At 43.1% G+C, this 25040-nt stretch carries 19 protein-coding genes; 11 read left to right on the top strand and 8 right to left on the bottom strand.

The window, feature by feature from the left end; genetic code table 11:
* Nucleotides 1–29: 29 nt before the first annotated feature.
* Entirely contained in the window at nt 30–674 is a 645-nt protein-coding gene (locus RM544_RS13100) for an OB-fold-containig protein (protein WP_311362248.1), read from the bottom strand.
* 254 nt (nt 675–928) lie between these two features.
* Between RM544_RS13100 and RM544_RS13105 the strand changes: the two genes are divergently transcribed.
* Complete coding sequence (locus RM544_RS13105) at nt 929–2113, top strand: acetyl-CoA C-acyltransferase (RefSeq protein WP_311362249.1); 1185 nt, start codon at nt 929–931, stop codon at nt 2111–2113.
* Nucleotides 2114–2135: 22 nt separating this feature from the next.
* Here the strand turns inward: RM544_RS13105 and RM544_RS13110 are convergent, their stop codons facing one another.
* The 3 genes from RM544_RS13110 to RM544_RS13120 form a co-directional block, all read right to left on the bottom strand.
* Nucleotides 2136–2495 carry a hypothetical protein gene (locus RM544_RS13110; RefSeq protein ID WP_311362250.1) on the bottom strand — a complete coding sequence of 120 codons (360 nt, stop codon included), beginning with the start codon at nt 2493–2495 and terminating at the stop codon, nt 2136–2138.
* 80 nt (nt 2496–2575) lie between these two features.
* The gene (locus tag RM544_RS13115) at nt 2576–3736 is read right to left on the bottom strand and encodes a hypothetical protein (RefSeq protein WP_311362251.1); all 1161 of its coding nucleotides are present in this window, start codon (nt 3734–3736) and stop codon (nt 2576–2578) included.
* A 179-nt stretch (nt 3737–3915) separates the two neighbouring features.
* On the bottom strand, nt 3916–4542 hold the full coding sequence (locus tag RM544_RS13120; RefSeq protein WP_311362252.1) for an MOSC domain-containing protein: 627 nt from the start codon (nt 4540–4542) through the stop codon (nt 3916–3918).
* A gap of 244 nt (nt 4543–4786) precedes the next feature.
* Here RM544_RS13120 and RM544_RS13125 point away from each other — a divergent pair, with 244 nt between their 5' ends.
* The 10 genes from RM544_RS13125 (at nt 4787) to RM544_RS13170 (ending at nt 19067) form a co-directional block, all read left to right on the top strand.
* Nucleotides 4787–5365, top strand: coding sequence for an RNA polymerase sigma factor (locus RM544_RS13125; protein WP_311362253.1), 579 nt, complete (start codon nt 4787–4789; stop codon nt 5363–5365).
* The gene (locus tag RM544_RS13130; protein WP_311362254.1) at nt 5355–5873 is read left to right on the top strand and encodes a hypothetical protein; all 519 of its coding nucleotides are present in this window, start codon (nt 5355–5357) and stop codon (nt 5871–5873) included. The genes RM544_RS13125 and RM544_RS13130 overlap by 11 nt, the downstream gene beginning before the upstream one ends.
* Before the next feature lie 53 nt (nt 5874–5926).
* Nucleotides 5927–6922 (top strand): DUF4097 family beta strand repeat-containing protein, encoded by a 996-nt coding sequence (locus RM544_RS13135; protein WP_311362255.1) that lies wholly within the window; start codon nt 5927–5929, stop codon nt 6920–6922.
* Nucleotides 6923–7194: 272 nt separating this feature from the next.
* On the top strand, nt 7195–7464 hold the full coding sequence (locus RM544_RS13140; protein WP_311362256.1) for a hypothetical protein: 270 nt from the start codon (nt 7195–7197) through the stop codon (nt 7462–7464).
* 122 nt (nt 7465–7586) lie between these two features.
* Nucleotides 7587–8222, top strand: a complete 636-nt coding sequence (locus RM544_RS13145) for a hypothetical protein (RefSeq protein WP_311362257.1) — start codon at nt 7587–7589, stop codon at nt 8220–8222.
* A complete protein-coding gene (gene chrA, locus RM544_RS13150) occupies nt 8219–9436 on the top strand; it encodes a chromate efflux transporter (RefSeq protein ID WP_311362258.1) in 1218 nt (405 codons plus the stop codon). The genes RM544_RS13145 and chrA overlap by 4 nt, the downstream gene beginning before the upstream one ends.
* Nucleotides 9437–9559: 123 nt before the next feature.
* Nucleotides 9560–10948 (top strand): replicative DNA helicase, encoded by a 1389-nt coding sequence (gene dnaB / locus RM544_RS13155; RefSeq protein ID WP_311362259.1) that lies wholly within the window; start codon nt 9560–9562, stop codon nt 10946–10948.
* A gap of 742 nt (nt 10949–11690) precedes the next feature.
* Nucleotides 11691–12467, top strand: a complete 777-nt coding sequence (locus tag RM544_RS13160) for a hypothetical protein (RefSeq protein WP_311362260.1) — start codon at nt 11691–11693, stop codon at nt 12465–12467.
* 296 nt (nt 12468–12763) lie between these two features.
* Nucleotides 12764–17290, top strand: coding sequence for a hybrid sensor histidine kinase/response regulator (locus RM544_RS13165; protein WP_311362261.1), 4527 nt, complete (start codon nt 12764–12766; stop codon nt 17288–17290).
* Nucleotides 17283–19067 carry a two-component system response regulator gene (locus RM544_RS13170; RefSeq protein WP_311362262.1) on the top strand — a complete coding sequence of 595 codons (1785 nt, stop codon included), beginning with the start codon at nt 17283–17285 and terminating at the stop codon, nt 19065–19067. Before RM544_RS13165 ends, RM544_RS13170 begins: the two co-directional genes overlap by 8 nt.
* Nucleotides 19068–19112: 45 nt before the next feature.
* Here RM544_RS13170 and yghU read toward each other — a convergent pair whose 3' ends face one another.
* The 4 genes from yghU to prpC form a co-directional block, all read right to left on the bottom strand.
* Complete coding sequence (gene yghU, locus RM544_RS13175; RefSeq protein ID WP_311362263.1) at nt 19113–19991, bottom strand: glutathione-dependent disulfide-bond oxidoreductase; 879 nt, start codon at nt 19989–19991, stop codon at nt 19113–19115.
* Between the two features lie 82 nt (nt 19992–20073).
* Nucleotides 20074–21264 (bottom strand): 2-methylaconitate cis-trans isomerase PrpF, encoded by a 1191-nt coding sequence (gene prpF, locus RM544_RS13180; protein ID WP_311362264.1) that lies wholly within the window; start codon nt 21262–21264, stop codon nt 20074–20076.
* Nucleotides 21265–21273: 9 nt separating this feature from the next.
* Nucleotides 21274–23874, bottom strand: a complete 2601-nt coding sequence (acnD, locus tag RM544_RS13185; protein ID WP_311362265.1) for a Fe/S-dependent 2-methylisocitrate dehydratase AcnD — start codon at nt 23872–23874, stop codon at nt 21274–21276.
* Nucleotides 23875–23883: 9 nt separating this feature from the next.
* Nucleotides 23884–25005 carry a bifunctional 2-methylcitrate synthase/citrate synthase gene (gene prpC / locus RM544_RS13190; protein ID WP_311362266.1) on the bottom strand — a complete coding sequence of 374 codons (1122 nt, stop codon included), beginning with the start codon at nt 25003–25005 and terminating at the stop codon, nt 23884–23886.
* Between the last annotated feature and the right edge of the window lie 35 nt (nt 25006–25040).

Raw genomic sequence — 25040 nt, forward strand, 5'->3', positions numbered from 1 at the left:
ACCAAGTGCGAGATAAAACTTAAATTAAATTAAATGTGTTGGGTTGATGACATGGCCATCAATTCTGCTTCGGTGACGACAGTAAAAGTGTCATTGTCTTTGTTGAAATCGATAAGTACAACACGAGAGCCACCAGCAATTTGATGGTCGGGTGCTGTTCTCACACTGTAAACCATGCCGTCTTCGGCTCTTGCTTGCCCGAAACTTTCGTTAACCGTTTGTGTGGTGACAATGCAATAGGTGCCAATTAAATCAGACTTTGTGACTGCTTCGTGGGTGATAAAAATTTTGCGAAAAGGCCGGCTTGTGTAGGCCGCAAACGGTAAGGCTATTACCAGGGCGAGTACAGCGACCACAAAACCAGCAGCGGTTGCCGTAAGCACGCCATCAAATAGAGGCATGATGAACTTTCTCGCCAGATAGGCGAAGGCAAAACCGTAGATTTCGACAATAGTAATAGCGACGGTAAGCGGCACGCCATCGAGACCAAGCGATTCAAGAAAGGAAGAACCCGTAGAGTCGGTGCTTTCGGCGTCTGCGTCACCAGTGAAATCAAGAATTTCTATATCGAGCATACCGATGAGTGCAAATACCCAAAACACTATCATGATCATTAACGGGATGGTGAATGCTACGATTGGCATACTGAAGATGTATTCGAGGAAGACTTCCATTTCTCGTCCTTGCCTTAAATGTCCATATAGAAGAACCATTGAAATTACCCTGTGCGGTGGAATCTGTCAATCGTTTGCGCCCCGTTTTACGCTTATTTCAAAGTAACTATAAGTCAACTAAATTTATTTTTATAAGAAAGCAAAATGCTCGATAGCTTGCTATCAGTTTGGTTTAGTTTCACTATCGCTTAACTAACTTGAGTGTACGTGGATAACATGCCCACTCAAATATCTTGCTAACTGAGGGTAAACAAATGAAAGAAGCTGTCATTGTATCAACTGCACGCACGCCAATTGGTCGCGCTTATCGCGGCGCATTTAATAACATAAAATCACCAACCTTAACTGCGCACGCTATTCAGCACGCGGTTGAAAGGGCTGGCGTAGAAGGTGCAGAAATTGATGATGTAATCATTGGTTCTGTACTCAACGCGGGTAGCGCAGGATCGAATGTTGCTCGACTTGCCGCGCTAGCTGCCGGTTTACCTTATTCAGCTTCCGGGCAAACGATTGATCGTCAATGTTCATCAGGTTTGATGGCGATAGCGACGGCGGCTAAACAAGTCATGGTTGACGGTATGGATGTTGTGGTAGCTGGTGGTCAAGAAAACATCTCAGAAATCCAAGCAAAGTATTTTGAATGGGTTAGCAAGAGCTTAGATAAAAATGTGACTGATAAAGCCCAGCACGCCTACATGCCAATGCTATATACCGCTGAGAATGTTGCTAAAAAGTACAACATTTCACGTGAAGCGCAGGACGAATATGCATTGATGTCGCAACAGCGCACAGCTGCGGCACAAGCTGCGGGCAAATTTGACGATGAAATTGTGCCAATGACGTCTACTATGGGCATCATGGATAAAGAAACCAAAGAAGTTTCTTTTAAAGAAGTGACCCTAGCAAAAGACGAGGGTAACCGCCCATCGACGACATTAGAAAGTTTGCAATCACTTAAACCAGTCATCGACGGTGGTTGTATTACTGCTGGAAACGCGAGTCAATTGTCAGATGGTGCCTCTGCCTGCGTAGTGATGGAATCTAAGTTAGCAGAACAACGTGGTTTGGCGCCTTTGGGTATCTATCGTGGCATGATGGTTGCGGGAAATGAGCCTGAAGAAATGGGTATAGGTCCAATCTACGCCATTCCTAAATTACTAAAAGCCAATGGTTTAACTATGAATGATATTGGCCTATGGGAGCTGAATGAAGCCTTTGCATGTCAAGCTTTATACTGTCGTGATAAATTGGGTATCGACCCTGAGATCTACAATGTTAACGGTGGTGCAATTTCAATCGGCCACCCATATGGAATGACAGGTGCGCGTGCAGTCGGTCATGCCTTGATTGAAGGTAAACGTCGTGGCGTAAAATATGTAGTTGTAACGATGTGTGTGGGCGGCGGAATGGGCGCTGCAGGTTTGTTTGAGATAGCGTAAACGACCTACAACATTACGTAGATTAGTTACTACGATAGACGACGACCAAACCTTCGGGCAGCGGCGTCGTCGATTTTATGTAGGTGATGGTACCCGCATTAGCTGTCACATATTCAAGTGCTTGCGCTTCATTTTCTGCAGTATCCGGTTGTTGCTTCCTACCTGAAAACCGCATTTGCGCCCAGTATGATCTTACTCTAGCGTCTGTAAGGCCTAGTACTCGTGCATGAAATAAGGTGCGTTCTTTATTCGCTGCGGTTAAGGTAATAGGCCTTAAGTCGTAGTCAATGACACCACCCATGAACAGGTTTTTTACCTCTTGCTTAGTGAGTGAAAGTTCAGAGTCAACATTGGCGACTATAAGTAATTTAGTTGATCGCAAGCTTTCCTCAGCGCAAACTCGCTTACTTATGCCACAGCAAGCAATAGAAAGAAGTGTCAATACAACAACCGAAAAGCGCATTAGAACACCCATTCCACGGCAACTTGGAAAAAGTTAGCTTTGTTGCCCGGGTTGCTCACGCTGTTTTCTGTAAATAGACCTCTCGCATTGTCATCACCATTAAGCTTAGCCAGCTCAGTCTTAAACGCGACATTATCACTATAATCGTATCTAAGCCCTAATGTGACGCTTTCTAAACCATCACTGTTAAGCTGCATCAGGATTTGATCAAAACCAAAAGAAAGTGCATCTAATTCCGAATTGATCCCCACTGGGATGAGATTATCGGGTCGGTCATATTCTTCGACGCTGTTTGCATATGTTAGGTGGAGTGAATAAGGGTAAAAATTATAACCTAGGGTAATGTAGCCGTTCTTAACATCGGGAAAGGCGAGGAAATCGGAGTCGTATCGGGTTAGTTCAGTTTTCATAAAATAGTCAAAACTGTCATAACTAAGACTAAGCTGGGAAAACTCGATGCTGCCCTCTACACCAATTGAGTCGGCTGCGTCATTTAGTTCTGCTGAGCGCAAAATATCGCGAAATTCGACGATTGGCTTAAGGCCTAAATCTACTTGAGTAATATGATGGGAAGCACGAAATGTAAAACTATCGTAGTTGAGCTTCAGAATTAAACCACGACTGTTATTCAGCTTAGTCTGACTGCTTGTTTCTGCTACTGTTAATTCGCCTTCAAATTCTCCAAAGTAGCTTTCAATTGCCCCTGAAACATCCTTGCCAGAAAATTCATAACTGGCCATGATTCCATCGATGTCGAAAAACAAAAAGTCTGTGTAGACTTGAATGGGTGGTGTTATCCAAGGGTAAGCGAATCCGACATCATTTGTCTCGCTAAAGTCGAAAAATGGCATTCGTTGTCTACCCAAGCGAACACTTAAAGAACGAGAGGCTTGATACTGTAGGTATAGCCATTGCACTTCGTTCTCTCGAATAGTCCCAGTATGCAAAATACCTTGGGTAACTAATTTGAGCTTATCGCTTAAGTGAGCATCAACACGCAGCGCCAATAAGCTTTGCTCAGTGAAACTTAAATTATTTTGATAATGTTGAAATGCTAAGTCTTTATCATCTAAGTAACCGCCCACTATTCTGCCAAAACCTGAAAACTCGATGGTTTCTTTTGTGTCGAATATATTCTCGCGTGCGGAAGCCGTTTGCATGCATTGGCAAAAAAGAAGAATAGCGACAAGAAAAGTACGTGATATAGACAAAATGAAAGCGCAGCTCTGTTTAAAGTGACTCTAAGAACTTATCGGGCGTAATCCCAGTTTGTTGAGATTAAATCTGGCGAGTGAACGAGATAATCGAGTTTTACTTATAGTTGGCAGTGACTTACGCACTAAAACTTCTTCAGCTTACTTACCCACTCTTTTGCTAAGGCTGGAATTTCAGCGGCTATTAGGCGTGCATGTAAGTCTTTGTCTTTATCTCTGACTAATCTAATGATGTCTTTCACCGACTTGGTGTTCTGTAGCCGATGCACTAATTTCATTTGGTCGCCGACTTTTATTGTCCCTGTTTCCAATACTCGGAAATACCAGCCAGTAATCCCTTTCTGAGCGACGAAGACATCAACGTTTTTGGTTTTATATCGTTGATTGATCTTAACGCAAGGGGCGCGAGGCGAGTTAACTTGTATTACCACATCACCAATTTCATAAGTATCGCCAATATAGACGTTTTCATCGTTCATATCGGGCGCAGAGATATTTTCGCCTATACTGCCTGGCGTGAGTTTATCTGCAATTTCTGGAAATCGTTTTTGTAAGACGGCGTAGCTTTCTAATGAATACTGATGAAGTGCCATTTCTGGACCTCCATGGAGCTTTTTATTGCCTTGCTCATCTTCAAGTGCACCATCCAACTCAATTGTAAGTTGATCATGGGGTGTTTTAATAATGCTACTGGGCTTTTGTCTAGGACCAAAGGCTTGCGGCTTTCCAGCATACAGTGCTTGAATAATCATATATTCTCAAATGGTTAAATGGATATAAAGCTGCTGGACTCTTATGCAGAGACAACACTCAACAGTGATACCGGTGGCATATATTTAGCCAGAGTTCAGCACAAGTAGTATAGTCCTAAAGTACGCTTTCTTATTGTCTCAAGTCAACTGACTCTGAGAGTTTTTAAATTATTTAAACCTTTTTGAGTAGCCTTGCGACTTACTCTTTGAAGCCGAAATATAAACCGAGAATGATACGCATATTATGCCAGCTGATTTAACACTGATAAAAAAACAAGTGTCACGATCTTCAGAACAACAAGTTGAAGAAACGCAGCTTATTGCAGCGGCTAAGCAGCAGGATGTGAAAGCATTTAAAGCACTTTATGATCAATACCTCAATATGGTTTATGGCTTATGTTTACGATTGTGCGCAGATAAATCCCTAGCAGAGGATGCGACGCAAGAGGTATTTATTCAGCTGTGGCGCAAAATAGATAATTTTGATGGAAACAGCCAGTTCAGCACTTGGCTGCATAGTGTGACCTCCAATGTCACTATTTCCTATATTAGAAAGCAGCGTGGCTGGTGGCAAAAAATGATCAATATTGAACAGTCTAGTGCGTTTGAGGAAGTCACCTATGGCTGCCTCGAAGATGTTCAATTGGAAAAGTACATATATAAATTACCAGAGCGAGCCAGATGGGTTTTTGTGCTGCATGCTCTTGAAGGTTATCGTCATGAAGAGATCGCAAAAACTTTAGGTATGGCAGTGGGGTCAAGCAAAGCCCAGTTTCATCGAGCAAAAAATTTACTACAAGGGTGGATAAGTGATGAGCAGTAATTCACAACAAAAACTGGATCAAATGGTAAAGAAAGGAACTTGTGAACTTGCGCCCGAGCGAGAGCTATGGACTGGTATTGAGCAGGCCATAAACCAAGCCAACAATCATGAAAACAGCGATACGGGAAACAATATCGAGAAAGTGGGGAAAGCAGCTTGGCGAGCACCTACTTTTGCCATTGCTGCAAGTGTTTTTGTGGCGATAACAGTCGGCTTATTTGCTTATGAAACAGGAAAGTCAGTGCAAGGTGATGCCTTAATTGCGGCGATTAGCGAGCAACACCAAAACCAAAAACAATCTTTACTTATTCGTTTTAAGGATAGGCCTGCAGCAACTAATAATTGGCAACAGCAGTTGGATGAATTAGATGAAGCAGCGGCCGCAATTAAGAAAGCGCTTGAAGAAGAGCCTAATAACCCCGCACTGTTAAAAATGTTAAAAAATGTATACGAACAACAAATGGCCATTATTGAACGCGTACATGCACCTACTTGGAATCAAGCGTAAACGTAGAATTTCAACATATTAATCTCTCTGAGTAAGAGTTAGGAGTCATACAAATGAACGTAAGAATACAAAGACTAGCACCGTACTTTTGTGCGTTAACGCTTCTCGTTTTAAGCAGTGTTTCGGCACAAGCAAAACAATCTGTAGATGAAAAAATGGCAGCTGACCCGAACGGTAGCGTCGAAATTGAGCATCAGAATGGAAGGGCGAAAGTCATTGGTTGGGATAAAAGTGAGGTCTCAGTTGTTGGTGAACTAGGTGACAATACCGAAGAGTTCCAGTTTGAAAGAAATGGCTCTTCTATTGTGATTCATGTGAAAACGAAAAAGAATAGAGGCTGGGGAAACTGGGGTAGCAACGATGGCGATAATGGAGACTATTTAACGATACATGTGCCTAAAAATAGTAAAGTGGAATATACCTCGGTGAATGCAGATGTGGATGCAAATAATATCCATGGTGGATTATCGGTAACCGTTGTCAATGGCAATATGGATATAGAAGACCTCAGTGGACGTATTCGTTTGCAGTCGGTCAATGGTGACATTGATGCCGATAAATTAAATGGTGACCTTGCTATTGAGACCGTTAATGGTGATATCGATGGTAAGCAAATGAACACCCAAGGCAGTGAGAGTGAACTGAAGGTAAGCACCGTTAATGGCGACATAGAGATGGAAAGTAACAGCACAGAAGTTGAAGCTGAAACCGTCAATGGCAGCATCGAACTTAACCTACAAGAAGTAGAAGAATTAGAGCTAAACACGGTGAATGGCTCTATTGATGTTCAAATGCATCTTCTAGCGGATGGGAGCGTTGACGCAAGTTCAGTAGGGGGCACTATTGAGTTGATATTTCAAAAAGGGGTTGGGGCTCGTTTCGACATAGAAGCGCACGCCGGTGGTTCGATTAAAAATAAGATTACAGATGATAAGCAAAAGCGCGCTGAACATGGGCCAAGACGTTGGTTAGAATTTAGTACCGCCAACCCAACAGCGTCAGTTGAAGTATCCACCGTACATGGCAACATTCGCCTTAACACGAAATAGCTATGGGGAACGGGATTCCTGCCTTCGCAGGAATGACGGTGGTTTATAGTCATCCCCGCGAATGCGGGGACTGGATTCCTGCCTTCGCAGGAATGACGGTGGTTTATAGTCATCCCCGCGAATGCGGGGACTGGATTCCTGCCCCTGCAGGAATGACGATGGTTTATAGTCATCCCCGCGAATGCGGGGACTGGATTCCTGCCCCTGCAGGAATGACGATGGTTTATGTGCTACTCTAGCGTTTCAAGTCACTTCTGTTGGTAAGCTTTTATATGTATAAACACTACTTTTTGGCCGCGTTGGCGCTCTCGTTACTCTCAAATACGGGTCATGCCACGGCAAAACAGTCCTCCGAAGTGGACTCGTTTTGTAAGTCAATTATAGATACTGAAATAAGGAGAGGAGCAAAAGCTTTCACGGAGAGTATGGTGCAGCGAATGACCAAGCGCGTGATGAAAAAGCATAAGGTGACAACAACTGAACAAGCCAAGCGCTGCATTATCATGCAGCTCATTGAACACAAAGTACCGTTTGAAGACTAGAGATTTTGCTGGTTGATTTGAAAAGTTAAGCGAAAGATTACGCCGCGGACATTCCTTTAGGCCAAAATGTCGTTATACTAAAACTACTTTTTCGATAGATCTTAAAACAAGCCCGACAGCCCATGACTGAAGAACTCGTCAAAGCCGAAATATCCAATATTATATACTTTGTTGGTGGTGGCGCAGATAAAACACGTGAACGATTTGGTGTTGTGCGCTGGGGTCCCACCAATTTGATGGGCTTTGCACAAGTTGCATTCAACATGAAAAAAGGTCCTTACTCGGAAACGGCCTATTTCGGTTATCTTGATAAAAAGAAAATCATCCAAGATATCGTAAAGCGTAAACTCGCTAACCCCAAAATTCGGATTAACCTGATTGGGCATAGTAGAGGCGGAGCTGTGGCCAAAGATATTGCGATGAAAGAACTCAGAAAGCTGAATATCAAAGCCAATATTGTTATTTCCCTCGATCCTGTGAAAGCAAAACGGCGACACCCATTTCGTGTACCTTCTAAGAAAGGGGTAAAAAACGTGAAAACATATGTTTGTATATTTGCGAATCCGAGCCGTCGCGACCCTACCGATTTTATTGCAAAAGTTGGCGGGCAATATGGTTTTCGTTTGCAAACACAAAGTCACTATTTTGTTGAGGCCGATCTAAATCACGGGCAGCCTATACCTATGATGCAGTTTCCTTTGAACGATAAAGGGAAAACTGTTTTCGATATTTTACTTAAAGAATCCAATAAAAAATGACCGGCTTAGTAAGATCACAGAAAGCTGATCTGCGAACCATATTCGTTTCTTTCCTAACTCTTGGCTGTGTTGCGTTTGGCGGGCCGGTGGCTCATCTAGCCTTCTTTCAACAAGAGTTTGTTGAAAAAAGAGCTTGGTTTAGCAAAGATGAATACGCTGAAATCGTTGCTTTATGCCAGTTCTTGCCCGGGCCGGCAAGCAGTCAAGTGGGTATATCAATTGGCCTGTTGAAAGGCGGATATTCTGGAGCCGTGCTTGCCTGGTTTGCTTTTACTTTGCCTTCAGCGCTTCTACTATTTGGTGTTGCAATGGCGCTAGTTTATGGGTCTGAACAAATACCTAAACTAGTACTATTGAGCTTAAAAGCCGTAACGGTCGCAGTTGTTGCAAATGCGGTGTGGGGAATGGCTAGCAGCATTTGTCATGACGCTGGGCGAAAAACCGTTGCGGTAATTGCTGCGTGTGCAGTGTTGTGGTTTGAATACACTGCAACGCCTATTATATTGATAGTCTTAAGTGGTGTGTTCGGCGCGATAGTTTACAAGAGGGAATGCGTGCCAAAGACCACGATGGTCCAGTTTGGCGCATCGAGAAAAACAGGTTTTATTTTCTTATTGACCTTCTTCTTACTTTTACTGCTTTTACCTACATTAGCGACTATGTTTTCCCATACAGAACTGACGCTATTTTCTTCCTTTTTTCAAGTGGGTAGTTTGGTGTTTGGCGGAGGGCATGTTGTTTTGCCTATGCTTGAGGCGGAGGTCCTTGATAAAGCTTGGATGAGTCGCGAAACTTTTCTCGTTGGTTATGGAGCAACACAAGCAGTTCCCGGACCATTGTTCACGTTTGCTACCTTTATCGGTGCAGTTTCACCGCTTGGTATTTCGGCCTTGACTGGTGCATTGATAGCAACGATTGGCATATTCCTGCCTTCTTTTTTGTTGGTATTTGGGGTGATGCCCCTATGGCAAAGCACGCGAACGAAATCAGTTTTTCGTGGCGCATTGGCCGCAATCAACGCCAGCGTAGTCGGTTTGTTGCTTGCGGCTTTATATCGGCCAGTATTTACTGCAGGTGTGCAAGATGCCGATAATCCGGTCCTGCAACTCATCATTGTTCTGGTTGCATGGCTAGCGCTAGCCGTTTGGAAGCTCCCACCTTGGCTAGTTGTTTTGTCAGCCGTAGGTTTTGCTTATGTCTTCAGCTTTATCTAAGTATGTGTCGTTATCGAAAAATAGAACGGTGATAAATTAGTTTCTTTTGGCGCAGACAATTCATATTTTTTCACGCATAATAGCAGGCCGAAATTTTTAAGCCATTGTGTAAAAGTAACCAGTTTGAAATTCCAAGAAGACAAAAAAAAGAGCGACGTCGAACAGCTGAAAATACCGCCTCATTCTATTGAAGCGGAACAATCAGTGCTGGGTAGTATGATGATTGCGCCTGATTCTTGGGATAAAGTTGCTGAAATAGTGGTTGAGGACGATTTTTACAATCGCTCACATCGTATTATCTTCAATGCGATCATTAAGCTACTGAATAACAACCAATCGGTAGATACCGTTACTGTGAAGGACACCTTGTCACAGAATGGTATGTTGGATGAAGCCGGTGGATTTGCTTATCTCATTGAACTCGCCAAAAACACGCCAAGTGCTGCAAACGTGAGTGCATATGCCAACGTGATAAGAGAGCGAGCTGTTGTTCGCGAGCTAATCGGGGTTGCACATGATATTGCAGACGTGGGATATAATCCTGAAGGTCGAGATAGCGCAGATATTCTAGATTTAGCCGAAACAAAAGTGTTTGAAATTGCTGAGAAACGCACTGGTGAAAACGAAGGTCCAAAAGATGTTACAGCGGTATTAACCAAAACGGTTAACCGTTTGGACGAGCTAGTGAAGCAAGGACAAGAGATAACCGGAGTTTCAACTGGCTATTCCGACCTAGATCAGAAAACCAGTGGTTTGCAACGTTCAGACCTCATTATAGTGGCTGCTCGACCTTCAATGGGTAAAACGACTTTTGCAATGAACCTATGTGAAAACGCAATGATGTTGCAAGATAAGCCTGTGTTGGTCTTCAGTTTGGAAATGCCTGCTGAACAAATCATGATGAGGATGCTGGCTTCACTTTCACGCGTGAACCAGACACATATTCGTACTGCTCAGTTAGATGACGAAGAGTGGGCTCGAATGTCCGGAACAATCAAAACGCTGAAAGAAAAAGATAACCTATATATCGATGATTCCTCTGGTCTGACACCAATGGAGTTGAGAACAAGAGCGAGAAAAATAGCCCGTGATAAAGGTGGGATTTCACTCATAATGGTGGATTATCTTCAGTTGATGCGTGTGCCTTCACTTAGCGATAACCGAACACTTGAGATTGCTGAAATATCACGCTCATTGAAAGCCCTTGCTAAAGAACTTGAGGTTCCAGTCGTTGCGCTATCGCAGCTTAACCGTGGTTTGGAGCAACGAGCTGACAAACGACCAATTAACTCGGATTTGCGTGAATCTGGTTCTATTGAGCAAGATGCCGATTTGATCATGTTTATTTATAGGGACGAAGTGTATAACGAAGCATCTGAATTAAAAGGTATCGCTGAAATCATCATCGGGAAACAGAGAAACGGTCCTATCGGTACCAGCCGGTTAACGTTCCAAGGTCAGTTTTCTCGTTTTGACAATTATGCTGGTCCAGCATTTGATGACGAATATTAGGATCAGAGTAGTCATAAGTCTGTTATTTGCTAACTACCTTGTCTTCGAAGTCCCATAAAACTCACTAATATTCAGTTAATCCTTCAACTTTTTGAATAAATCCACAAGATGTTTCTTGCAAAACGTAGAAAATGCATAATTCCGCCATTTATTAAGTGCTTTTTGCATATCTATTCACTTATTAAACTTTGCCAATAGTCAAATATATAGTGCATATTGAACTATTCTTATCACAAATCGTAATATATTCCCTAGATTTATGAATGCAGTTAATTTCAATAAAAACAGCATCTTGTATTATTTTTTGTTTGTTTTTATCCCAGATGGACTGGATTAACTCATAATGTTCAATAAGCCCTGAAAAGCACGCACTTCTATATGTAAATTATTTAAATCTAAAGTGATCGAAATATGGTGTTTTTTAACATACTAAACCCGAAATAGATTAAAAATTAAGCCAATATAGCTCATAAAACAACCAGTCAAAAAATAATCAATATTTTTTTAGGTATAATTTTTCATCATTAGGTATATTAATTTTAAAGGGCTGCAAGAGAGATCTCCTCATACCTGACCTTTGGGATTGGCTTTTTTCTATTTTTTTGTGTTTACACGCCAAAATTTTGACGCATACTAAATCTCGAGTCTGATAGTTTGATGATGCAGTGATTTGGTAGTTTGTATCATTTAAAGATTTATCCCGCTCACACATTCAATCTAGAATTAACATTGGAAGTAAGTAATGAGCAAATTATTAAAAAAATTCAAATTAAAGAACACCAAAAAAGCAACTAGTGCGGTTTTAGCAGCTGCACTTGCAGTCACTGCTTTCGTTTCAAACGCAGTCGATTTCTCAAACAGCGATAAATACATTTTGCAAGGCGCGAGCAACTCTGCCCTTATTTCAGCAATTCAAGCTGAGCAAGGTGAAGTAATTCATGAGTTCAAGTTAATCCAAGCTGTTTCAGCTCGTTTAACGCCAGAGCAAGTAGAGAGCATCTCTTCTAAAAATGGTATGATCCGCTTCGCCAATGAAGGCGAAACTGCAGGTATCATCTGGCGTCCAGCAGCAGAAGAGCAAACTGCAGGTATCATCTGGCGTCCAGCGGCAGAAGAGCAAACTGCAGGTATCATCTGGCGTCCAGCGGCAGAAGAGCAAACTGCAGGTATTATCTGGCGTCCAGCGGCAGAAGAGCAAACTGCAGGTATCATCTGGCGTCCAGCGGCAGAAGAGCAAACTGCAGGTATTATCTGGCGTCCAGCGGCAGAAGAGCAAACTGCAGGTATTATCTGGCGTCCAGCGGCAGAAGACATGACTGCGGGTATTATCTGGCGTCCAGCGGCAGAAGAGCAAACTGCAGGTATTATCTGGCGTCCAGCGGCAGAAGAGCAAACTGCGGGTATTATCTGGCGTCCAGCGGCAGAAGAGCAAACTGCAGGTATCATCTGGCGTCCAGCGGCAGAAGACATGACTGCGGGTATTATCTGGCGTCCGGTTACACAAGATCAAACTGCATAAGTCAGTTGGTGATTGATTTAGTGTTAAAAACGTTGAGTTTTTCACCATTGTTATACAAATGAATACTTAAGTAACAAAACAGAATAGTTTCATACTATCTGCTAGTTACCAAATAAAACATATAATAAACAAGTGTTTATACCATTAATAGGCCTCTGCTACTATGCAGGGGCTTTTTTGTTTAAGTATATCGAAAACATATCTTTGGTAAGGCTTGTATAAATGGATTAGACTCGATTTAACCTTTTTAGAGAGTAAAACTTAACACCATGTTTGTGAGTAAAATTAGTCGCTTAATGAAACGAACTCTCTTCGTTTCTTCAGTTTTCGCTTTAGTCGGTTTTCCCTCTATCGCGACTGCTGACGATCATTTTTACGACCGTTTGAATCATGACATGTCATTTACGACCTTAGACCAAAGACATGAGCTTTCTGGTCCGGTCATTAACGACATTGAACAGGACGATCAAGGCTTTATTTGGATAGCTACTCAAAAGGGACTGAACAGATATGACGGTAAAAAAGTCGTATCTTACCTTCCCGATAGAGATGATCCGAACTCTCTTCCGGACTTCTTTGTAGAAGATATTCTATCTGACAGCGAAGGCCGTTTATGGATTGTAAGTTTATCTGGCGTTAGCTTATATTTGCCAGAGGTTGATAGCTTCTACAACTTTGACTTACCAGAAAAGTATCAATTTAGTCAGCCACCAAAATTCAGAATAGCTGCACAGATCAATGATAACCAACTATGGTTTGGCACAGACAACGGCATTGCGGTTTTTGATATTAAGCAATCCCAATTTATCGATATGATTGACACAAGAGATGGATTGGGCGCTAAAGACATTTTGGATATCGTCGTCGATAAGTCTGACAACGTCTGGGTTGGCACAAATCAAGGTGGTTTGTCTTATTTGGCCAAGGGAGCCACTTCTTTCCAAACATTTAATCCAAGCACCCCAATCGCTTTGCAAACAGATCAAGTCACTGCAATTATGGTCGACACTCAATCTCGCACTTGGCTGGGCTCTGAGAATTCTGGCTTATTTATTTTTGATAGCGAAATTGGCGTTGTTCAACACTTTATTAGAAATGATCAAGATACTAACAGTTTGTGTTCTAACTCCGTAGCTGACATTTTCCAAGATGATCAGGGAGAGATTTTCGTTGCCACTGATAAGGGGTTATGTGTATGGAATGAAGCGAAAGATAGATTTATACAGCACACCCACAAAGACACTCGCGCATCTAGTTTATTAGACGACAGGGTACTTAATTTATTCCAAGATGAAGGTGGCGTTCTATGGATTGGTACTCGAGAAGGCATTAATAAATGGAATCGAGCGATTAGCAAATTCCAACTCGTTAATAGTAAGACTTCTATCGGTGAGTCAATCACCAGTGATCTCATCATGTCGTTCGCCGAAGACAAAAGCGGTAATTTGTATGTCGGTACTTATGGCGACGGTGTGGATGTTATTGATGTTACAACATCTGAGGTCACTAACATCGCCGCTATGCCTGGTGTAGAAGGTGCCCTTCAAGATGGCAGGATAACCACAGTATTGGTCGACTCTCAGGAAAATTTGTGGGTCGGTACTTTTATGAGCGGCCTACATCTGCGAAAGAAGGATAGCGATAAGTTCAGCGTTTTTGCAAATGATCCCAATGACTCCGCTACTCTAAGTTCAGACACAATTAGCAGTATCTTGGAAATGGGTAATGGTAACTTGGCAGTAGGTACTTATGGCGGCGGTTTGAACATACTCACCAATGCTGGCGATATTGTGAGGTATCTTCATGATCCAAATGATCCAAGCTCTTTGTCAAACGACCAAATTACTCACCTTGCTCATGGCGACAACAACACGCTCTGGATTGCGACGCTTGGAGGAGGTTTAAACTGCTTAGACTTAGACACGAAAGAATTCATGCGCATTCCTTTGGAAAGCAATAATATTTTAAGTGTCCTGAGTACAGATGATGCCATTTGGTTTACTACCAACAACCTGGGTGTCGGTAGAATCGACAAAAAAGAAGTAGAAAGCCGAGAGTTTACAGCGCGATATATCGGGCAAAAACAAGGTTTGTCTACAAACCTGACTTACGGCGTGCTGAGCGATGATAAGGGTTATATTTGGTTGAGCTCTGATAAGGGTCTTAGCGTTATCGATTATGCAGAAGATAAAATCTTAAACTTCACTATCAATCATGGTTTGCAAGGGAAAGATTTTAATAATACAGCCTTCTATAAAAGCGACTCTGGCCGACTATTTTTCGGCGGAAACAATGGCTTTAACACCTTTCTTGGCGACACCATTCCAATAAATAATTACAAGCCTAGAATGGCTTTGACTCAATTTAATTTATTTAACGAGTCCATTCCAATACATCGAGTATTCAACAGTGAAGGCAGTATTGAACTGGATCATAACGAAACATTTTTCGATTTTAGTTTTGCTGCTTTAGATTTTACTAAGCCGGAAAACAATCTCTACCAATATCGCTTGAAGGGAACGAGTAGCGATTGGATAGATTTAGATAACTCTAACAAGGTTAACTTCTCTAATCTAACTGACGGCTCTTACGTCTACGAAGTGAGAGGAAGCAATAATGATGGCATTTGGTCTGACGATATCCTTGAAGTCCCCGTGCTCGTTAATCCTCCATTTTACCGTTCGACACTCGCATATTTGGTCTATTTTTGGTTGTTAGTGTTTATCTCTTACCGTTTATTTACTAATTCTCAACGCAAGAAACTCCAACAAATAGCACGACGTCTAGATCTTGAAAGAGAAGTGAAGGTTAGGACTAAAGAGCTTGAGAACGCGAATGAACAACTCGCATTTGCCATCGAAGAAACAAATAGTGCAAAAGAACTCGCTTTGAAAGCCGCTCAAGCTAAATCCAACTTCTTAGCCATTATGAGCCATGAAATTCGCACTCCCATGAATAGTATTATTGGTATGAGTGAGTTACTGCTGACGTCTAAGTTAAGCGACAACCAGAAGCGCTATGCTACGGCCGTCAGCCGAGCGGGCGAAAGTTTACTGCAGCTAATAAATGATATTCTCGATCTCTCAAAAATTGAGGCGGATAAGATTGAACTTGAACATCATGAGTTTGATTTTCACTCCTTAGTAGAAGAGCTACTTTTCTTATTTTCAGTTCGTGCCTCTGAAAAGGAACTAGAACTGGCTTATGAAATCTCTCCCGATTGCCCCAGAAATATCATGGGCGATGCTCACCGAATTAGACAAGTTCTCTCTAACCTACTAAGTAACGCGATTAAATTTACGTCTAAGGGCAGTATTATTGTTCGTGCTTGTGTAGAAAACGGCGAAATTAAAATTACTGTGACAGATACTGGGATCGGCATCGAAAAAGAACACTTTGATAAAATATTTAAAGAGTTCCAACAAGCTGATTCAACAACTACACGTAACTTTGGTGGCACGGGTCTTGGGCTTTCAATTACGCGAAAAATCATCGATCAGATGGGTGCGAAAATTAGCGTTGAATCGACAGTTGGGAAAGGCACTAGTTTCTATGTTTATTTGCCGATTGAACTCAATAAACGGAGTACAATTGAAGCCGTCAACAACGAACAAATTATTACTAAGCCTCTTTTTGTTATAGCTGAGAATCATGTCGTTCGTGAAATGATGAGAAGTATTTGTTTGCGACTGGGTGTCGAACTCTCGGTCATTAGCATAGAAGAACTTCGCAATAGTATTGAGCCTATTTATCAATCCTTGGTGTTTATAGATCATAGTGACTTTTTGAGCAATCGTGCATTTATCTCGACCACACTAGATAACACCGACTATTGCGTCTTATTGCGCACAACAGAAAAAGCAGAAGCAGTGAATGAGTTTAAGTTGCGCAGGATAGAAAAGCCGGCAAGACTTGATCATGTAAGAGAAGAAATTCTATATGCAAATGGCTTGTCTGAGGGCGGTAATGAAGACGCATTCGACGATGAAGAGAGTGCGTTAACAGAGGATAATTCACGCTTTAGTGCCAGCATCTTGCTCGTGGAAGATGTGATTGCGAACCAAGATGTCGCTGTGACAATGTTAGAGATGTTCGGTTGCGAAGTGGACGTTGCGGGAAATGGGCAGATTGCCGTTGATATGACTCAGAAACGAAGATATGACCTTGTTTTTATGGACTTGCATATGCCGGTTATGGATGGACTTACCGCCACCTGTATTATCCGTGAGAATGAAAAGTCGAGCTCACAAGATGGCCCTGTACCTATTGTTGCTTTAACAGCAGGCATTTTTGAAGAAGAAAAAGGTTTGTGCCTAGAAATAGGTATGACGGATTTTATGCTGAAGCCTTTTGCGGCATCGCAATTATTCGACATGATGGCAATACACATTCCTGAGAAGCAGATCAGGATAAACCCGGTCGATATGAACGTGCCCGCGGCCGCAAACAAGACCTTAGAAGTCGACCGATGGATTGATGCCAAGGCCGTCGCCGCTATTCAAGAAATTGAAGCAAGAACGGGTAAAAAACTCTATTTGAAAGTCGCCGACTCTTTTAGAACAGTTATGAAAGAACAAATGCCAGCGTTATTAGATGCCTGTAAAGAAAATGATAGAAGCAGCGCGATGGAACTTGCCCATGCTATGAAGTCCCTATCAGGTAACGTTGGTACAATGGCCTTTACAGAGTTGCTATTGTCCATAGAGATAGCGGCTAAATCAAATCAAGTTATTGACGATATAGATGCATTAAACGAGCTAGAAGTCGTTTATGACAATTCACTAAGAAGCTTAGAAGCGCTAATTGAGAAGATGTATGACTGAAGTAACGCAGAGTCGCAGTATGGAAGCAACGGTATTAGTTTGTGACGATGACCCAACTTACTTAATGTTAATGGAAGAAACCTTAAGTAGTGATGATCTGCGCGTAGTTACCGCTACCGATGGAGCTCAAGCTCTGCAATTGTTTTTAAAACACAAGCCAAGTATTGTCCTCTTAGACGTGCACATGCCCAAGCTGAGTGGCTTTGAAGTTTGCAAAGAAATACGACACTATCCTTTCGGAAAAGATGTGCCTATTTTGATGGTAACAGGCGCCGATGATATCAAGTCGATTGAAGCTGCATATGAACACGGCGCGACCGATTTTCTGCCGAAGCCGATTCGTTGGCCAATGGTGGTTCATCGAGTACGCTACATGTTAAAAGGCAGTGAAACGTTCCAGAGCTTACGTGCTAGTGAAAAGAAAATGCGACAACTTGCTTACTTCGATGGCTTAACCGGTTTGCCAAACCGTCAGAACTTCGATGACACCTTAAATTTATCCATTACAGACGCGGAAATTCATGGGCAAAACCTCTGCATCATGTATATCGACTTAGATAATTTCAAGCGTATAAATGACACCTTAGGTCATGACTTTGGAGACAAGCTATTAAAGCATATAGCGCACCGAATTGGTAATTGCTTAAACAACGATAAGTCCCTTGAAGACGCCTTAAAAACGACCCATGTTGAAGTGTCTCGACTCGGCGGGGATGAATTTATGGTGCAATTAAGCGATGTAAATTCAGACGAAGCAATGCATCAAATCGCAAATGCCTTGGTAGCGTGTGTGTCAGAAATGATTTCTATCGATGAGTATGAAGTTGCTTTAACGCCAAGTATTGGGATTGCTGTATTCCCGCGTGATGGCATGTCGGTGACCGAGCTGAAAAAGAATGCTGACATTGCGATGTATCATGCTAAAAGCAAAGGCCGCAGTTGTTATCACTTTTATTCTGAGTCCCTTAATCAGGGGGCCATGAAATCGCTCAGAATCGAAGGTTGTTTGCGTAATGCACTGCAAAATAACGAGTTTGAAATTCATTATCAGCCTCAGGTGTGCTTAAAGACCAAAAAATTCATTTCAGCGGAAGCATTATTACGCTGGAATAGTCCTGAGCTTGGTCCCGTTGGTCCAAGTGACTTTATTCCTGTTGCCGAGAGCGCCGGTCTGATTAATGACATTGGTGAGTGGGTCACCCGTGAAGCGTGCAGACAAGCTAAAAGATGGTCAGATGAAGGACTTGAAAATTTCCGAGTGTCGGTGAACTTATCGAGTTTACAATTTCAGCGGGCAACATTGGTAAGCATGATAAAGCGCGCGTGTGAAGATGCCAACTTATCGCCCAAGCTCTTAGAAGTTGAATTAACCGAAAGTGCTGTAATGGCCGATGTCGAGCATAACGTTAAGCGCTTAAACCAAATACGTGACATGGGTGTGAGTATTTCCATCGATGATTTTGGTACAGGGTATTCCTCACTTAGTTACTTGAAAAAATTCCCAATAAATACCCTAAAAATCGATCGCTCATTTGTGATAAACATTGCTCAAGACCCTGATGATGCCGCAATAGTAGAGGCTATTATCGCATTGGCTAAAACCTTAAATTTAGAAATTATTGCTGAGGGTGTTGAAACCTTGGGACAATTAAAAACCCTGAATGACTTCTCCTGTGACATCATTCAAGGCTTCTATTTTAGTAAGGCGATTCCGGCTGATGACTTGAGTCAGTTGATGAAAAAAGCCTTGGACCCAAGCTTGTTTGAGCTAGGGTAAACCAATTGACAGAAAGCTGTAAAAAAGAGTAGAGAAGACGGCTCATTATGATTGCGAGGCGTCTTCTTTTTTGTCTTGAGTGTTAGTATCAAAATCGCTGGCATCATGTCTTTCATGTAACTGACCTGAAGGATCCCCCCAAGTTCGATTGACCATTTTTGCGCGTTTAACCGGTGCTCTAGCATCAATCTGCTTAGTCCACCTTTGCACATTTTTATACTCTCCAACCTGCAAAAACTCACCTGCTTCATATAATTTACCTAGTGCCAGGCCACCATACCAGGGCCAAATTGCCATATCTGCAATAGTGTATTCACTACCGCTAATAAACTCGTTATCTGCTAATTGGCGATCTAATACATCAAGTTGTCTTTTCACTTCCATTGCGTAACGGTCAATGGGGTACTGATATTTTTCAGGAGCATATGCATAAAAGTGTCCGAAACCACCGCCTAACATTGGTGTGCTACCCATCTGCCAGAATAGCCATGACATGGTTTCGGCGCGTTGTACTGGGTCTCTCGACAAGAAGGCATCAAATTTATCAGCAAGGTAAAGCAATATAGAACCCGATTCAAATACGCGAGTAGGAGTTTCCGTGCTGTGATCGACAAGTGCGGGGATTTTCGAATTAGGATTTGCGGATACAAAGCCACTGGTGAACTGGTCACCTTCCATTATATTAACTAGGTACGCATCATACTCAGCACCTTGTTTACCTTTGGCGAGCAACTCTTCTAGCATCATAGTCACTTTTACACCGTTTGGTGTCGCTAGGGAGTATAGTTGTAATGGGTGCTTTCCTACAGGTAAGGCTTTTTCTGAGGTTGCACCCGCGATAGGGCGATTAATATTCGCAAATTTACCGCCACTTTCTGAATCCCATGTCCAAATTTTGGGTGGTGTATAAGTTGGGTCAGCCATCATCATTTCCTAAAGTATTTTCACTAGATACGTAATAGGAACAATAAAGTGCATGACTTCTTTCAGCAAGTGTAAAATGTATCTAAATTGGCACTCTTACATTTCCTTCCATCAACACCCGAGCGCTGCGGCTCATACTAACGCGATCCACTGACCAGTCGCTTTCCTGAGCACTATTTTGGAGTGCCTTAGCGCCTACTTTCAAGGTTCCTGAAGGGTGGCCAAAGGTCACAGCCTCTAAGTGACTATTGGCAACACCATTCCCTGCAGCAAGGTTGATTAAAGTGCCAGGGATAGCGGCGGCAGTGCCAATGGCAACGGCTGCAGTTCCCATCATGGCATGGTGCAGTTTACCCATTGATAAGGCTCTGACATTCAGGTCAATATCTTCTTTACGAATCGCTTTTCCACTCGATGAAACATAGTCCTGAGCAGGAGATACAAACGCTATTTTTGGCGTGTGCTGGCGCGTCAAAGCTTCTGCTACATCACTAATCAAGCCCATTTGTTTTGCACCATACGCTCGGATAGTTTCGAACTTTAAAAGTGCTTCAGCATCGCTGTTGATAGCATCTTGAAGTTCTGTTCCGGTATAACCAAGCTCATCAGCATTTAGGAAGATTGTTGGGATCCCAGCATTGATCATAGTGACTGTAAAGTCACCAATCTCAGGCACATGTAAAGATTCCACTAACTTTCCACTGGGGAACAGGGCACCTTCACCGTCGGCTGGATCGACAAACTCTATTTTTACTTCTGCGGCAGGGAAGGTGACGCCATCTAATTCAAAATCACCTGTCTCTTGTACTTCACCATTGGTGATTGGTACGTTAGCAATAATCGTTTTTTTGATGTTTGCCTGCCAGATACGCACTACCGCGATCCCATTTTCAGGTACTTGTGAGGCATCAACAAGGCCATTACTGATAGCAAATGAACCCACCGCTGCAGTCAAGTTGCCACAGTTACCAGACCAATCAATGAAAGGCTTATCGATACTCACTTGCCCAAACAAATAGTCGACATCGTGGTCGGCCTGCTCGCTTTTGCTTAACAACACCGTTTTACTGGTACTCGACGTTGCTCCGCCCATGCCGTCAGTATGCTTCCCATAAGGATCGGGACTGCCGATGACACGCAGCAATAGCTTATCGCGGTACTCACCAGCAGTTTGTGCTTCTTTCGGCAAGTCCGACACTGCAAAGAAAACACCTTTGCTAGTGCCGCCACGCATATACGTGGCAGGGACTTTGGTTTGTGCTTTAAAAGTCATTTGTGACTCCTATGCTGTTGCTTCTAAGAAGTCTTGTGCGAAACGCTGCAGCACTCCGCCGGCTTCATAGATAGATACTTCTTCACCGGTATCCAAACGGCACTTCATGGGTACACTCACCACCTCGCCATTCTTGCGCGTGATGATTAAGGTTAATTTTGCACCCGCTGTGCGCTCGCCCTCTACATCGAAGTCTTCAGTACCGTCGATACTCAAGGTATGACGCGTCGTACCGGGTTCAAATTCTAGTGGCAACACACCCATTCCGATGAGGTTGGTTCTGTGAATTCGTTCGAAACCTTCCGCAGCAATCACTTGCACGCCAGCTAAACGTACGCCTTTAGCAGCCCAGTCACGCGAGGAGCCTTGACCGTAATCAGCTCCAGCAATAATGATCAAAGGTTGTTTACGTTCCATATAGGTTTCAATGGCTTCCCACATGCGGACAACTTTACCTTCCGGTTCAAGTCGAGCTAGTGAACCTTCTTTCATCTCACCATCAACAATAGCCATTTCATTTTTCAAACGAGGATTAGCAAATGTAGCGCGTTGTGCGGTGAGGTGATCCCCTCGGTGCGTCGCGTAAGAATTAAAGTCCTCTTCCGGTAGACCCATTTTATGTAAATATTCACCAGCAGCGCTATTCATTTGAATAGCATTAGAAGGTGACAAATGGTCAGTAGTAATGTTGTCAGGCAACACAGCTAAGGCTTTCATTTTCTTCATGCTGCGCTCACCGGCCAAAGCGCCTTCCCAATAGGGTGGGCGACGAATATAGGTGCTCTGTGGGCGCCAATCATATAAGGGGGGTGTTTTCGGCTTACCGCCTTCACCGTAATCCACACTTAAGTCAAACATCGGCTGATATACTTTGCGGAATTGCTCAGGCTTCACACTGGTTTTAATGACGGCATCGATTTCTTCATCGCTTGGCCAGATATCCTTTAAGCGAATATCCTTACCATTTTGATCTTGACCTAATACGTCTTTCTCAATATCAAAGCGAATTGTGCCTGCAATAGCATATGCGACAACCAAAGGCGGGCTGGCTAAGAATGCTTGATCAGCATGCGGATGGATCCGGCCATCAAAGTTTCGGTTACCAGACAAAACAGCAGTTGAATACAAATCACGATCTATGATTTCTTGCGCTATTTTCGGGTCTAAGGCACCGCTCATCCCGTTACACGAAGTACAAGCAAAGGCGACAACACCAAAACCAAGGTTTTCTAGTTCGGGCAGCAAACCTGCTTCTTCAAGATAGAGTTGTACGGCTTTTGAACCTGGTGCGAGGGAGCTTTTCACCCATGGCTTTCTAAGCAAACCGAGTTTATTCGCATTGCGAGCGATTAAACCTGCGGCGATCATATTTCTTGGATTACTAGTATTGGTGCAGCTCGTGATGGCGGCAATAATGACGGCACCATCTGGCATCAAACCTTCTTCGTTTTCAACCACACCGCTAATCCCTTTCATAGCAAGATCGGCTGTCGAAACTCGACTATGTGGATTAGAAGGGCCTGCAATGTTGCGGCCTACCGATGATAAATCAAAGGACAAGGTTCGTTCATATTCGGCCGTTTCTAAGTCATCTGCCCACAAGCCAGTGTGTTTAGCGTAGTGCTCAACCAATTTGACTTGTTCATCTTCTCGCCCAGTCAGGGTTAAATAGTCGATGGTTTGTTCATCAATATAAAACATAGCTGCTGTGGCACCATACTCTGGTGTCATGTTAGAAATTGTCGCGCGATCACCTAGTGTGAGATGTTTGGTGCCAGCACCATAAAACTCCAAGTAAGATGAAACTACTTTCTGTGCACGTAAAAATTCAGTTAATGCGAGTACAATATCGGTAGCAGTAATGCCTGGCTGAGGTTTACCTGTGAGTTCTACGCCGATAATATCCGGCAAACGCATATAAGATGCTCTGCCCAACATAACACTCTCAGCTTCTAAGCCACCAACACCAACCGCGATAACACCTAATGCATCCACCATCGGGGTATGGCTGTCCGTTCCTACTAAGGTGTCTGGAAAAGCGACACCATCGCGAGCTTGTATTACTGGTGACATGCGTTCTAAATTAATCTGATGCAGTATGCCGTTACCTTGCGGGATAACATCGACATTTTCGAACGCCGTTTTTGTCCAATTAATAAAGTGGAATCGGTCTTCATTGCGTCGATCTTCTATGGCTCTATTTTTGGCAAAAGCATCTTTATCGTCACCGCCATGCTCAACGGCCAAAGAATGATCAACGACCAACTGAGTGGGAACCACAGGGTTTACTTTCGCTGGGTCGCCACCCTTGGCAGCGATTGCATCTCGTAAACCTGCTAAGTCAACTAACGCAGTTTGACCCAGAATATCATGACAAACTACGCGCGCAGGAAACCACGGGAAATCGAGATCGCGTTTGCGTTCAATAATCTGTGATAAACAAGCGTTTAATTCACTTGGCTCGCATCGTCGCACAAGGTTTTCAGCGAGTACACGTGAAGTAAAAGGCAACTTTTCATAGGCGCCTGCTTTGATGTTGTTTACCGCTTCTCGAGTATCGTAGAAATCGAGATCGGAGCCCGGTAGGGGTTTTCTATGTTCGTAGTTCATGATTTCCTCTTAGCGTTCAGTAATATCTGGAACTGAGCGAAGCTCTTCACCTGTGTAATCCGCAGAAGGACGAATAATACGGTTATCAGCGCGTTGTTCCATGACGTGTGCTGCCCAACCTGTTAAGCGTGACATCACGAAAATGGGGGTGAACAATTTAGTTGGAATGTTCATAAAGTTGTATGCAGACGCGTGGAAAAAGTCAGCGTTACAGAATAATCCTTTCTCTCGCTTCATGACTTCTTCACAGCGGACAGAAACCGGATATAACACCGTGTCTCCAACGTCGTTTGCTAATTTTTCTGACCACGTTTTAATGATTTCATTTCGCGGGTCAGATTCTGAGTAAATAGCATGACCAAAGCCCATGATTTTTTCTTTGCGCTCTAGCTTACCCATCATTTCTTTTTCAGCATGGTCAGCTGAGGTAAAGCCTTCAATCATCTCCATTGCTGCTTCGTTTGCACCGCCATGCAGTGGACCGCGAAGTGAACCGATTGCACCAGTAATACACGAATGCATATCAGATAATGTAGAAGCACACACGCGCGCTGTGAACGTTGAGGCATTGAACTCATGCTCAGCATAAAGAATTAACGATACATGCATTACTTGCTCATGCAGTTCATTCGGTTTTTCGCCGTGAAGCATGTGTAAGAAGTGTGCACCAATTGAATCATCATCGGTTTCAACATCGATACGCACGCCATCATGCGAGTAGCGATACCAGTAACAAATAATACTTGGGAAACAGGCCAACATACGGTCTGTTGCATGATCTTGCTGAGAAAAGTCTTCTTCCATCTCCAAGTTTCCGAGCATAGAACAACCGGTTCTTAGCACGTCCATCGGGTGGGCGTTTGCAGGAATTCTCTCAAGTACTTCTTTCAGCGCTTCTGGCAGGTTTCTCATGCTTTTTAGGAGTGCTTTATATTCATCTAATTCAGTCTGGTTTGGCAGCTTTCCTTTGAGAATTAAGTATGCGACTTCTTCAAATTGGCAGCTATTTGCTAAATCTTTAACATCATAGCCTCGGTAAGTTAAACCAGAACCTGATTGACCCACAGTTGATAGTGCAGTTTTACCTGCTACCTGACCACGCAATCCTGCGCCACTGAGTACTTTAGCCATCGTTGTTTCTCCTCGCTTTAAATGGGTTAATTGCT

Source organism: Brumicola blandensis (assembly GCF_031846165.1).
GTDB lineage: Bacteria > Pseudomonadota > Gammaproteobacteria > Enterobacterales > Alteromonadaceae > Glaciecola > Glaciecola blandensis.

What these genes read in the sequence shown, in the direction of transcription:
- RM544_RS13100 (WP_311362248.1), bottom strand. Translation starts at nt 674, where the DNA reads ATGGAAGTCTTCCTCGAATACATCTTCAGTATGCCAATCGTAGCATTC.
- RM544_RS13105 (WP_311362249.1), top strand. Translation starts at nt 929, where the DNA reads ATGAAAGAAGCTGTCATTGTATCAACTGCACGCACGCCAATTGGTCGC.
- RM544_RS13115 (WP_311362251.1), bottom strand. Translation starts at nt 3,736, where the DNA reads ATGCAAACGGCTTCCGCACGCGAGAATATATTCGACACAAAAGAAACC.
- RM544_RS13120 (WP_311362252.1), bottom strand. Translation starts at nt 4,542, where the DNA reads ATGATTATTCAAGCACTGTATGCTGGAAAGCCGCAAGCCTTTGGTCCT.
- RM544_RS13125 (WP_311362253.1), top strand. Translation starts at nt 4,787, where the DNA reads ATGCCAGCTGATTTAACACTGATAAAAAAACAAGTGTCACGATCTTCA.
- RM544_RS13130 (WP_311362254.1), top strand. Translation starts at nt 5,355, where the DNA reads ATGAGCAGTAATTCACAACAAAAACTGGATCAAATGGTAAAGAAAGGA.
- RM544_RS13135 (WP_311362255.1), top strand. Translation starts at nt 5,927, where the DNA reads ATGAACGTAAGAATACAAAGACTAGCACCGTACTTTTGTGCGTTAACG.
- RM544_RS13140 (WP_311362256.1), top strand. Translation starts at nt 7,195, where the DNA reads ATGTATAAACACTACTTTTTGGCCGCGTTGGCGCTCTCGTTACTCTCA.
- RM544_RS13145 (WP_311362257.1), top strand. Translation starts at nt 7,587, where the DNA reads ATGACTGAAGAACTCGTCAAAGCCGAAATATCCAATATTATATACTTT.
- chrA (WP_311362258.1), top strand. Translation starts at nt 8,219, where the DNA reads ATGACCGGCTTAGTAAGATCACAGAAAGCTGATCTGCGAACCATATTC.
- RM544_RS13160 (WP_311362260.1), top strand. Translation starts at nt 11,691, where the DNA reads ATGAGCAAATTATTAAAAAAATTCAAATTAAAGAACACCAAAAAAGCA.
- RM544_RS13165 (WP_311362261.1), top strand. Translation starts at nt 12,764, where the DNA reads ATGAAACGAACTCTCTTCGTTTCTTCAGTTTTCGCTTTAGTCGGTTTT.
- RM544_RS13170 (WP_311362262.1), top strand. Translation starts at nt 17,283, where the DNA reads ATGACTGAAGTAACGCAGAGTCGCAGTATGGAAGCAACGGTATTAGTT.
- yghU (WP_311362263.1), bottom strand. Translation starts at nt 19,991, where the DNA reads ATGGCTGACCCAACTTATACACCACCCAAAATTTGGACATGGGATTCA.
- prpF (WP_311362264.1), bottom strand. Translation starts at nt 21,264, where the DNA reads ATGACTTTTAAAGCACAAACCAAAGTCCCTGCCACGTATATGCGTGGC.
- acnD (WP_311362265.1), bottom strand. Translation starts at nt 23,874, where the DNA reads ATGAACTACGAACATAGAAAACCCCTACCGGGCTCCGATCTCGATTTC.
- prpC (WP_311362266.1), bottom strand. Translation starts at nt 25,005, where the DNA reads ATGGCTAAAGTACTCAGTGGCGCAGGATTGCGTGGTCAGGTAGCAGGT.